Annotated in this window: 1 protein-coding gene; it reads left to right on the forward strand. The window is 48.5% G+C overall.

Annotated features, from left to right (window positions below; genetic code table 11):
• The first annotated feature begins 7 nt into the window (after positions 1–7).
• Positions 8–13,417 (forward strand): SDR family NAD(P)-dependent oxidoreductase, encoded by a 13,410-nt coding sequence (locus tag LCF57_RS18135; RefSeq protein ID WP_226001951.1) that lies wholly within the window; start codon positions 8–10, stop codon positions 13,415–13,417.
• Positions 13,418–13,435 lie beyond the last annotated feature (18 nt).

Below are 13,435 nucleotides of genomic sequence, written 5' to 3' on the forward strand. Positions count from 1 at the left end.
CATGTTTATGGATTCAAAAGATATTTTTCGTGCGGTGCAAACAGGGAAAATAAATTCTGAAGATGCTGAAAAACAATTGCTTCAATTTATTGGCGGGCTCCCGGATGAATCTTTGGAAGCCAGTCCGCAAGAATCTTCAGAAGGACCGGCTCTCTTGCTGCAGCCATTGGACAGCTTTCACGGACCGGAGGATGGACAGGGGATAAGCGACTGCACTATGAAGGTACAGTCTGTGGTTGAAGTACAGGAATTTGAGCATGGGATTGTCCTGTTGACAATGAAGGACACGGAGCATAAAAACACATTTTCCGATGAGCTGATTATTGGTTTGAACCAGGCGTTCGAGACGGTGCAGGCGAACGAGAATTATAAAGTTGTAATTCTGACGGGTTACGACACCTACTTTGCCACAGGAGGCACACAAGAGGGACTGCTGGCTATCCATGAGGGAAAGGCAAAATACAGCGATACCAATGTTTACAGGATTGCGCTGGATTGCAAGCTGCCGGTCATTGCCGCCATGCAGGGACATGGGATTGGCGCAGGCTGGTGCATGGGGATGTTTTGCGATTTTATCGTAATGAGCCGGGAAAGCATCTATACCACGAACTTTATGAAATACGGCTTTACTCCCGGGGCGGGATCAACCCTAATTTTCCCTGAGAAATTCGGGGTCAGTATGGCGCAGGAAATTTTATTTACAGGTACTAGATATAGCGGTTCAGAGCTAGAGACCAAAGGGGTTCCTTTTCCAGTCCTGCCGAGAAATGAAGTAGTACCGCACGCAATGCAGCTGGCAAGAAAACTGTCCGAGTCCCCCAGAGAGTCATTGATTGAGCTGAAAAATCATATGGCCCAATCGATAAGAGAAAAGCTGGCGATTACGATTGAGAAAGAAATAAAAATGCAGGACAAAACGTTTGTGAATCAGCAGGAGGTTAAGGAACGCATTCAATCCGCCTACGGACAGATGCCGAATAACAGCGATGCGCACAAACCGGTCAAGCATGCTGAGACTAAAAAAGCCATGCCGGAACTGCCGCGCGGTCAGGAGCTTAAGGAGTCTATCGCGATTATAGGCATGGCAGGGCAATTCCCCAAGTCGAGGTCTTTGGCTGAATTTTGGGACAATCTGGCTCAGGGCAGGGATTGCATATCGGAAATTCCTTCAACGCGATGGTCTATCGATGAATATTACGATACCAATCCCAAAGCTCAGGGAAAAACCTACAGCAAATGGATGGGTGTTTTAGAAGATATAGATAAATTTGACCCGTTGTTCTTTAATATATCTCCTGCGGAAGCTGAGATGATGGACCCTCAACAGCGCCTGTTTCTTGAAAGCAGCTGGAAATGCATTGAAGATGCCGGATTAAATCCAGTCTCACTGTCGGAGAGCCGCTGTGGTGTTTTTGTAGGTTGTGCAGCCAGTGATTATGGGAGGTCCATGAGTGGACAGGGGTTAAATGCGCAGGTCCTCATGGGAGGGTCGCCTTCAATTTTATCTGCCCGGATTTCGTATCTGTTGAACTTGAAAGGCCCTTCTCTGGCTATTGATACTGCGTGCTCCTCCTCTCTGGTAGCGATTGCTGAAGCCTGCAACAGTCTTGTTTTAGAAACAAGCGACCTTGCTTTGGCAGGCGGAGTAATGGTGATGACAGGGCCGGGGATGCACGTTATGACCAGCAAGGCAGGAATGCTGTCCAAGGATGGACGGTGCTTTACTTTTGACGCCCGTGCAAACGGATTTGTCCCCGGTGAAGGGGTTGGGGTCATTTTATTAAAACGGCTCTCTGATGCAATCAGGGACAAGGACTCCATACATGGAGTTATTCGGGGATGGGGAATGAACCAGGATGGGAAAACCAACGGAATAACCGCCCCAAGTGTAAATTCACAGACCTCGCTGGAAAAAGAGGTTTACCGGCGGTTTCATATTAATCCCGAAACCATCTCCATGGTCGAGGCTCATGGGACAGGAACGAAGCTGGGCGACCCTATCGAAGTGGAAGGGCTTACCGAATCATTCCGGTCCTACACGAGCAAGAAGGGCTATTGCGCGCTGGGGTCGCTGAAAAGCAATATGGGACATATGCTGACTGCGGCAGGGGTGGCCGGTGTGATGAAAGTGCTGCTGGCCATGAAACACCGCCAATTGCCGCCTACCATCAATTTTACCTCCTTAAATGAACATATTTCTCTGGAGGACAGCCCGTTTTATATTAACACCGGGCTGCAGAGCTGGGAGTCTGGACCGGGAATACCTCGGCGCGCAAGCGTAAGTGCTTTCGGATTCAGCGGTACTAACGCTCATATGGTTATTGAAGAATATGTTCCTGTAGCCTCTGCGGTGAACCCGGCCGCAGTGGATAATGATAACCCGGGATTATTTGTGCTGTCCGCTAAAGGCGAGCAATCCTTGAAAACCTATGCAACAAATATGTTGAACTTTGTTAAATCGCATGAAAACGTTAATCTGACAGATCTGGCCTATACCCTGCAAGTGGGAAGAAAGGCCATGGACTGTCGCCTCGCGTTTTTAGCGGATTCAAGAGAGCATCTAATAGATAAGCTGGAGAACTTTGTGAATGGAAACTCGTCGGAAAAAGTGCTGACTGGTCGTGTGGACAATGCCGGAGACAGAATCGAACTCTTTGATTTAAACGAAGACACCGGTACTCTGGTTCGGACCTTGATCCAGAATAGAAGGCTGGATAAGGTGGCCAAATTGTGGGTCAATGGCGCAAGCATTGAATGGGATGTTCTTTATGGGGATATCAAGCCCCAACGAATCAGTCTGCCAACCTATCCCTTCAAGAGGGAACGCTATTGGTTGTCCGAGGCAGATCTTGGACAGGGTAGTATAAATCCTGCTTTGACCGTCCAAATTCATCCTTTGCTGCATCAAAATATTTCCGACCTCTGCGGACAACGCTATAGCTCCACCTTTACAGGCCGAGAATTTTTCCTGTCGGACCACAGAATCAAGGGTCAACAAACATTACCCGGAGTGGCCTACCTTGAAATGGTGCGAGCAGCTGTAGCAGAGGCAGCGGGGGATGTTGTGGATGGCGAGACAAATATTCGGCTGAAAAATATCGTATGGGCTCAGCCCGTGGTTGTAGCAGGTGAACCTGTCAAAATACACATCACTCTATATCCTCAGGATAATGGAGAGATTGCGTTTGAAATAGGCAGCGGGGTAAAAGGAACCGAAGATATTATACACAGTCAGGGGACGGCTGTGTTGGAGAGAGCTAGTGAGCTACAGGTTCTGGACCTGAATGCGTTACGGGCAGGGTGCACCCGCAACCCACTTTCTTCAAGCCAATGCTATGAAGCTTTCAGAGCTATGGGGATAGACTATGGGCCGGGACACCGTGGCATTGAGGCAATTTTCCGAGGAAAGGATTACGTGCTGGCAAAGCTGTCCCTTCCATCCACTGTACTTCATACCCAAAGTGAATTTGTATTACATCCGTCTTTGATGGATTCAGCCTTGCAGGCCACAATCGGCTTGGTGGTGGGTTCAGAAGAACATTTGCCTGCAGGCAAGCTTGCAATACCTTTTGCCTTGCAGGCACTGAAGATATCCGAAAAATGCACTCCTGTGATGTGGGCCCGGATCTCGCGCCAAGAGAGCAAAGAGACGTCGAATGGATTGAGCATGGTGCATATTGATCTTTGCGATGAGACCGGAAAGATTTGCGTGCAATTCAATGGACTCTCATCCAGAGAGCTGGAAGAAGGAGCAGGGCAAGCTGGCAATGCTGAGATGATTGATACGCTGATGCTGGAGCCCATCTGGAAGGAAAGGACTGTCCCCGCAGGTGTGGGCGTTTCCGACGATATCCGGCATGTTGTGATCCTGTGTGAAGTTGAAGGTATCACTAGGGAGGATATTGAAGCTCGTATGGGCGGTACCCGCTGCCTTGTTTTACAGTCCTCAAGCATGGAGACGGACGCGCGGTTTGAAGATTATGTCATTCAAATATTCGAAAAATTGCAAAGTATTATGCTGGACATGCATAAACAGAAAGTTTTAATACAAATTGTAGTTCCTGCCCGGAAGGACCAACAGGTTTATTCCGGGCTCTTTGCAATGTTGAAAACCGCTCATAAAGAAAATCCAAATGTTATGGGACAGCTGCTTGAGCTTGATGCGGGGAATAGCCTCGAAGGAATCATTGAGAAACTACATGAGAACCGAAGAAGCCGGCATGATGAACGGATACGATACCATGGGGGCCAACGACGGGCTCTAATATGGCATGAAATTGAAAACTTGCGTGAAGATACGGCCCTGCCGTGGAGAGATGGAGGGATCTATCTCATTACTGGCGGCGTAGGTGGTCTGGGACTTATTTTTGCCAAAGAAATCGTAACCAATGTGAAAAACTTCACCCTCGTACTGGCAGGACGGTCACCACTTTCGGCGGATAAACAGACCCTGCTAAGCGAACTGAGAGCGCTGGGCGGCCATGTAGAGTACAGACAGGTGGACGTGGGTCACAAGGAAGCGGTCACCGGGTTAATACATGGCATCGTCGAGCAATTTGGCGGTCTTAACGGTATTTTGCACACAGCAGGAGTGATACGGGACAACTTCATTATTAAAAAGACTAAAGAAGAGGTCATAGAAGTATTGACTCCCAAGGTTTCAGGGCTGATTAATCTGGACCAGGCCAGCAGAGCCCTGGCTCTGGATTTCTTTATCTTATTTTCTTCAGGAGCTGGAAGCCTTGGCAATGTAGGGCAGGTGGACTACTCTGCTGCCAATGGCTTTATGGATGCCTATGCCGCCTATCGAAATGCTTTGGTGACAGCGAAGCAGCGCCAGGGGCAAACACTGTCGATCAACTGGCCTCTGTGGAAGGATGGAGGCATGCATGTCGACCCGGAAACTGAACGGGCGATGCAAGGCCTGGGCATGACTGCCATGCAGACGGAGAATGGGATAAAAGCTTTGTATCAAAGCCTGTCTTCCGGTAGAAGTCAGGTTATGGTTATCGAAGGGGATCCCCATAGAATTAAAGCGGCCATTCTAGGACAGTCCTCGGGAACTGAAGTCTCAGGCCGATCCGAAATGGAAAGCGGGGAAGCCCCGGTTATCGGTGAAGAATGGCTAAGGGAAAAAGCTGAAGATTATTTGAAAGCTCTACTTTCAGCCGTGATCAAGCTGCCAGCTGAAAGCATAGATGCAAACGCACCTATGGACAGGTATGGGATTGACTCCATACTTGTCATGCAGCTTACCAATGAATTGGAAAAAACCTTTGGCTCACTGCCGAAAACATTATTTTTTGAATACCAGAATCTTCGGTCATTAACTGAGTATTTTCTTGAAACGTATCGCGGCCGGCTGATAGAAGTTTTAGATGTTTTAGAAGTGAAGGAGAAAAATGGAGTTCCTCATGAAGGGCCGAAAGTGCCTATAAAATCAACAATAAAGCCTTTGGCATCAATATCGGCCAGTCGCAGGCGATCATGGCTTCTCCCGACAGGTACGCAGCCCCGTCTGGAAAAGCAGGCATTGGACGTTGCCATTATCGGGGTGTCGGGAAGATATCCGGGAGCAGTAGGTATCCGCGAGTTCTGGAAAAACCTAAAGGATGGGAAGGACTGTATTACAGAGATTCCCAAGGAGCGCTGGGATCACAGCCTGTACTTTAATGAAACCAAAGGCAAGCCCGGCAAGACCTACAGCAAGTGGGGAGGGTTTATCGATGGGGTGGACTGGTTTGACCCGTTGTTTTTTAATATTTCCCCAAGGGAAGCCGAAACGATGGACCCCCAGGAACGCTTATTCCTGGAATGCGTTTATGAAACGATAGAGGATGCGGGCTATACACGTGAAACTCTTTGTGCAGACCGGGGGCTTGGCGGCATGGAAGGCAATGTCGGAGTCTATGTCGGGGTTATGTATCATGAATATCAGCTCTATGGAGCCCAGGAACAAGCCAAGGGAAGGATGATTGGACTTCTCGGGAATGCCTCGGCGGTTGCCAACCGCGTATCGTATTTTTGTAATTTCCATGGACCGAGTATCGCTGTGGATACGATGTGCTCCTCATCACTGACTGCAATCCATCTGGCCTGTCACGGACTGCAGCATGGAGAATGCGAGCTTGCGGTAGCAGGGGGGGTCAACGTCTCCGTCCACCCCAACAAGTACTTATTGTTGGGACAGGGAAGTTTTGCATCGAGCAATGGAAGATGTGAAAGCTTCGGGCAGGGAGACGGATATGTACCGGGAGAAGGAGTCGGGGCTTTGCTGCTCAAGCCGCTTGCCAAAGCCATAGCAGACGGAGACCGGGTATATGGAGTCATAAAAGGGACTTCAGTTAATCACGGAGGGAAAACCAACGGATATACCGTACCCAATCCCAATGCACAGGCCAGCGTGATTGGACAGGCAATCAAGGAGGCAGGAATCAATCCTAGAGCCATTAGTTATATAGAAGCCCATGGTACAGGGACTCCCTTGGGTGACCCGATTGAAATTGCAGGCTTACAAAAAGCCTTCCGGGAATACACCAGGGACAAGCAGTTCTGCTCAATCGGATCTGCGAAGTCTAATATCGGGCATTGTGAGAGCGCAGCTGGGATCGCAGCGGTGACAAAGGTGCTTTTGCAGTTGAAAAATAAGCAGTTAGTGCCTTCACTGCATTCAAGCGCGTTAAATCCCAATATAGACTTCAGTGATAGTCCCTTTAAAGTCCAGCAGGAATTAGAAGAATGGAAAAGACCTGTAGTTTCAATCCATGGTGAAACCAGGGAGTACCCAAGGGTGGCAGGAGTATCGGCCTTTGGGGCAGGAGGATCTAACGCCCATGTGGTGATTGAAGAATATATTCCAGTAGAAACTAGTCAGCTGCAAGCTGCTCCTGCATCCCTGGGTCCTGTAATGATTGTGTTATCGGCCAAGAATAAGGAAAGGCTGGACGAGCAGGTGCAAAGACTGTTATCTGCAATCCGAGAACTGAATGACCCGCATATAGGTCTCGCAGATATCGCATACACGCTGCAGGTTGGGCGAGAAGCGATGGACGAACGTCTCGTGATAATCGCAACATCCATCAAAGAGCTTGACTGGAAATTGGAAAGTTTCCTGCAGGAAAAGGAAGGCGTAGAAGAACTGTATCGAGGACAGGTAAAGCGTAATAAAGGAGGGCTGGTCACTCAGGAAGTCGATGAAGATATGGCTAAAATGATTGATGCATGGGTGAACAAAGGTAAATATGGAAAGCTCGCTGAACTTTGGGTGACTGGACTGATTTTGGACTGGAACAGATTGTATGGGGATGCGAAGCCTCACAGGATTAGTTTGCCCACCTATCCTTTTGCCAGGGAAAGCTACTGGGTGCCTGTACATCAGGTAAAGAGCGCCGAAATAACAGAAGCCGTTCCGTCCCTACCTTCCTTTTTATCACCTTTACTGCATCAGAACACTTCAGACTTTTTGGAGCAACGGTTCAGTTCAACGTTTACAGGCGAGGAGTTTTTCCTCAGGGATCATGCCGTAAAAGGCCAGAGGATTCTGCCAGGTGTGGCATATCTTGAGATGGTGCGGGAGGCTGTGGAACGCTCTATAGGAAATGTCGACCACAGCACAACAGGAATCCGGTTGAAAAATGTAAACTGGATTCGGCCCATTGTTGCGGGAGACCGGACAGTCTCTGTACACACTAGACTAGTCCTTGAAGACGCCGGAAAAATCAGCTTTGAGGTGTACAGTGGGCAAGGGGCAAACGACACAGGGCGCACCGTGCATAGCCAGGGCAATGCGGTGCAGGTTTACTTAGAACAAGAACCGGTGCTGAACCTTAAGGCGTTACAGGAAGATTTTGGTCAATGCAGTTTTAACGGATCATACTGCTACGAAATCTTCAAGGAAATGGGAATGGATTATGGCCCGGCATATAGGTGTGTAGACAAGGTGTATACACATCCTGGAAAGGTGCTGGCCAAGCTGGCATTGCCTGCCTTTATTTCCGATACGGCGGACAGCTTTGTTCTTCACCCCAGCCTGATGGATTCTGCCTTGCATGCATCTATCGGATTGATCATGGGCCAAGAGAACGGAGGACTGCCGGGTAGCACAGTACCGAATACGCCCTTCATGCCATTTGCCCTTCAAGAGATTGAGATTTATGGGGCATGCACTCCGACCATGTGGTCGTTGATTCAATACAGCGAGGGCAGCAAGAAAGAGGACAAGGTACAGAAGCTCAATATTGTCTTGTGTGATGAGGAAGGAATCGTTTGTGTCAGAATAACAGGGCTATCCACCCGCGCGCTGGACGGAGACTTCCGAGGTGAAACTGCACAAGGTGTAGTGGCAGGCGAAAATGAAGCCGACCCGCTTGTAGGATCTGTCATGCTCATCCCGAAATGGGACCCGGCTACGATAAAAAAAGATATCGTTTCCCCGTCGTCGATAGACCGATTTGTCATTGCAGGGGGTACTGACACAGACCGACAAGCCATCCGGGAACATTATCCTAGGGCGCATTTTTTGGAGCTTCAGGCGCAGGATTCCATAGAAACGGTCGCCTCAAAGGTAGAGGAATATGGAGCCGTTGACCATATCCTGTGGATTGCACCCTGCATTTCTGTTGAATCGGTGACTACCGAATCCTTGATCAAGGAACAGGAGCAAGGAGTCCTTCTCTTTTTTAAAATGGTCAAAGCGATGCTTCTACTGGGGTATGGAACGAAAAAGCTAGGCTGGACAACGATAACCACCCAAGCTCTGTCGATCGATCAGAACGATACAGTCCACCCGACTCACGCAAGTCTGCATGGGTTGGTAGGCTCTATGGTCAAAGAATATCCGAACTGGAAAATCCGTATCATTGACCTGCCATCCGATCATGACTGGCCGTTACCCGATATCTTTACGCTGCCTTCGGACCGACAGGGACGGATGTGGGTTTTCAGGAGCGGGCAGTGGTATCGGCAGCATCTGATCCCATTCAAGCAGACACCAGGTTCAAAAGGACAGACGCTTTTCAAAACCGGAGGCGTCTATGTGATAATCGGTGGCGCCGGCAATATCGGAGAGGCGTGGAGCAAGTATATGGCATCTACCTACCAGGCCCAGATGGTGTGGATAGGCAGAAGGCCAAAGGATGCGTCTATCCAGGCTAAATTGGACGCATTTGAGGGCCTGGGACCTGTTCCAGGCTACATCACGGCGGATGCAACAGATGAAAGAGAGCTGCAGCGGGCATATGAGGAGATAAAGCAGCGGTACTCCAAGATCAATGGCGTGGTCCACTCTGCCATTGCATTTTTGGAGAAGGGGTTGGAAGATTTGACGGAGGAAGGGCTCCGGTCAGGGCTTTCAGCAAAGGTCGATGTAAGTGTACGCATGGCCCAGGTCTTTCAAAAGGAACCGTTGGATTTTGTACTGTTTTTCTCTTCCATTATCTCCTATGTAAAGAATCCGGGACAAAGCAGCTATGCAGCTGGATGCACCTTTAAGGACGCGTTTGCGCATCGGCTTTTACAAGAATGGCGTTGCCCGGTGAAAGTCATGAACTGGGGATACTGGGGAAGCGGCGAAGACAATGCTTCCAATGGCGGGCAACAAGAGGTAGAAAATTATTCAAGACTAGCGCAGATAGGCGTCGGGCTTATTGAGATTCAGGAGGGCATGGAGGCACTTGAGACACTGCTTGCCTCACCGATGGACCAAATGGGGCTTATGAAAACAACAAGACATCTAGATATGGAAGGAACTAATCCGACGGAAGCTGTTGAACTATACCCGCACAATCCTGATCCGGATCTCCGGGATATACAGGGAAATATTGCTGCAGCCATACAATCCAAAATCCATTTTACCCAAAGCTATGGCGCAGAGGATGCTGGCGACCTTCAGGAAAGGGAAATGGAACATCTCCTGTACAGGTTGTTGCGGGAGCAGCTTTTGTCCATGGGGCTGTCAGGGACAGATCGTCAGTCGGTCGACGATTTTAAAAATAAGCACGGACTCCCTGTGTTATACGGCAAATGGCTGAAAGAGAGCATGGAGATTTTGGCACGGATGGATTACGGCCTTTCAGGCAGTGATTATTCCAGCTTTTCTTATAGCAATGATGATGTCTGGGAGGAATGGGAAGAGCGCAAGCGTACATGGCTGAATTATCCGCAGATGAGAGCAAGGGTCAATTTGGCTGAGACAACGCTACGGGCTTTACCGGAAATTCTTACCGGAAAATGCCCTGCAACCGAAATTATCTTCCCCAATTCCTCTATGGAACTGGTGGAAGGAATTTATAAGAACAATCTGGTTGTGGACTACTTTAATGAAGTACTTGCCGATACGGTTGCCGCCTATGTCCAAGAGAGAATCATGAGCGATTCCGGTGCGGAAATCAGAATTCTTGAAATCGGGGCGGGCACCGGAGGAACCAGTGAAACAGTATTCCTGAAATTACGGCCATACCACAAACACATTCAGGAATATTGTTACACCGATATCTCGAAAGCCTTTTTGATGCACGCGGAAAAAGAGTATGGGCCGCACAATCCATATCTCAGCTATCGGATATTTAATGTGGAAGAACCTGTTGCCGGGCAAGGTATTGATGCGGGTAAATATGATATTGTCATTGCCGCTAACGTACTTCATACCGCAAAAGATATCCGCCAGGCATTACGTAATGCCAAAGCGGTTTTGAAAAGCAAAGGCCTGCTCTTGTTAAATGAAATCACGGGTAGCAGCGTATTTACCCACCTTACCTTCGGATTGCTGGATGGCTGGTGGGCGTATGAGGATGCGGAATTACGTATTCCCGGCTGCCCAGGGCTCCATCCTCAAATATGGGAAAATGTATTGGCCAAAGAAGGCTTCCGTACAGCGTTCTTCCCTGCACAGGAGGCGCATGATTGGGGCCAGCAGATCGTTGTAGCCCAAAGCGATGGCTTGGTTCGACAAAAGCGACAGCAAAAACGGAGATCCATATCGGTAGAGAAACGAACCGTAGAAACGGTATCAGCGAAACAACCATCTCAACCCAAAATAGAGGTAGTACAGGCCGAGGCGGAAAATGTGCTGCGTGAAAAAGGTACGGCGTATTTTAAACATTTGCTAGGCGAGACGCTAAAAATGGAACCGCAAAGTGTCGACTCTACGGTTGCCCTGGAAGAGTATGGGATCGACTCAATATTGGTTGTGCAAATTACAAATGTTTTGCGTGAAGTAATCGAGGATTTTTCCAGCACGCTGTTTTTTGAGTACAACACAATAGATGATTTAGTAGCGTACCTTCTTCAAAACCAAAAGGATTCGTTGAAGAAGCTGGTAGGGATAAAGGAACCAGAGTTAAAGGAAGAAACTTCCAAAGTTGAAGAGGTTCCTGCTCCGCGATTACTCGCTACTGCCCCCATGAAGCTTGAACGCGGGGGACGCTTCCTTAAGCCTTCTGACAGTACGATTGAAAGGCCGACGGCACAGCCCTCCAATATCAGGGATATTGCGATTGTTGGGTTGTCAGGACGTTATCCAGGAGCTCGTAATGTAGAGGAATATTGGAGCAATCTAAGAGAAGGTAAAAATTGCATCACTGAAATTCCTGAAGACCGTTGGGATTGGAAGAGCTACTTTGACGAAGAAAAAGGGAAGAGGGGCGCAATCTATACGAAATCGGGCGGCTTTATCGAAGGCATTGATCTATTCGATCCGCTATTTTTCAAGATTTCTCCTGCTGAAGCCGAAACAATGGACCCGCAGGAAAGGCTGTTCCTGGAAGCAGCATATGCAAGTATAGAGGATGCCGGGTATACTCCTGCCAATCTTTGTGAGAGTAGAAAAGTCGGTGTATTCGCAGGGGTTATGAACGGAAATTACGCTTTTGGACCACAGTACAATTCTATTTCCAACCGGGTTTCCTATCATTTGGATTTCCAAGGTCCGAGTATGTCCATAGATACAGCTTGCTCTTCCTCATTGACGGCTATCCATTTGGCTTTGGAAAGTTTGTATAGTGGTACAAGCGAGTGCGCCATTGCCGGAGGGGTCAATTTGATTGTAGACCCTATCCACTATATCAAGCTGTCGGCTATGACGATGCTTTCTAAAACTGGCGCATGTAGGTCATTCGGAGACCAAGCCGATGGGTTTGTCGATGGGGAGGGTGTCGGCGCTATCGTGTTAAAACCGCTGGAGAAGGCCATTGCAGATGGTGACCATATTTATGGAGTCATCAAAGGGAGCATGCTCAATGCTTCAGGCAAAACCAGCGGTTATACAGTACCTAGCCCTCAAGCTCAATCTTGGTTGATTGAAGAAGCGCTCCAGCGTTCGAACGTCGATGCAAGAACAGTCAGTTATATTGAAGCCCATGGAACCGGTACGGCTTTGGGTGATCCTATTGAAATTGCAGGACTGACAAGGGCTTTCGAAAAATTCACAGAGGATAAACAGTTCTGCGCCATAGGGGCGGTCAAATCCAATATAGGCCACTGTGAGAGCGCAGCAGGCATTGCAGGAGTGACCAAAATATTGTTGCAGCTTAAGCACTTTCAGCTCGTACCATCCTTACATTCAGGGAAGTTGAATCCTGAAATTAATTTTAACAATACTCCTTTTATCGTTCAGCAAAGCCTGGAGGAATGGAAGAGACCGGTAATTACAACCGATGGAATAACGAAAGAATATCCAAGACGGGCAGGCATATCTTCTTTCGGTGCAGGAGGGGCTAACGCTCATATCGTGATTGAAGAATACGTTCCCCAGCCCCAGGAGCAGTCTGAAATAGGATTTGCTTCTCAGGGACCAGCCATGATCGTGCTGTCAGCCAAGAGCGAGGAGCAGCTTAAGGAAAAGGGACGGCAGTTGCTGGAGGCGATTCAGGGTCAGCTTTCCTCCGCCAGCCTACCGGATATTGCCTATACGCTCCAGGTAGGGCGTGAAGCGATGGAGGAGCGTCTGGCCATGCTAGTAGAATCTACCGCAGAGCTTGAGGAAAAATTAAAGGGGTTTGTGGATGGACGCCATAACATGCTCAACCTATATAGGGGACAGGTTAAACGTAACAAAGAATCGTTGTCCATTTTTTCAGGAGACGAGGACATGCAACAAATGATCGAGCTTTGGATTTCCAAAAAGAAATATACAAAGCTTCTGGAGCTGTGGACCAAAGGGGTAAATTTGGATTGGAAAAAACTTTACACAGGGAAGATGCCTCACCGTATCAGCCTGCCCACCTATCCTTTCGCTAGAGAGCATTACTGGACTTCTGAAAGCAAGGATCAATTAAAAGCCCATGCATTACTGCCGCAAGGCGAAAGCACTGAAGACTTTGACGATATACTGTGCGGCAGACTTTTGGATGAAATGTTGAACGATACCATGTCTGTGGATGAGGCAGCCAATGAAATCCTCAATATATTTGTACGTAAATAAGAAGTTTCTACGTGCTGG

The organism is Paenibacillus sp. BJ-4 (assembly GCF_020404765.1).
GTDB lineage: Bacteria > Bacillota > Bacilli > Paenibacillales > Paenibacillaceae > Paenibacillus.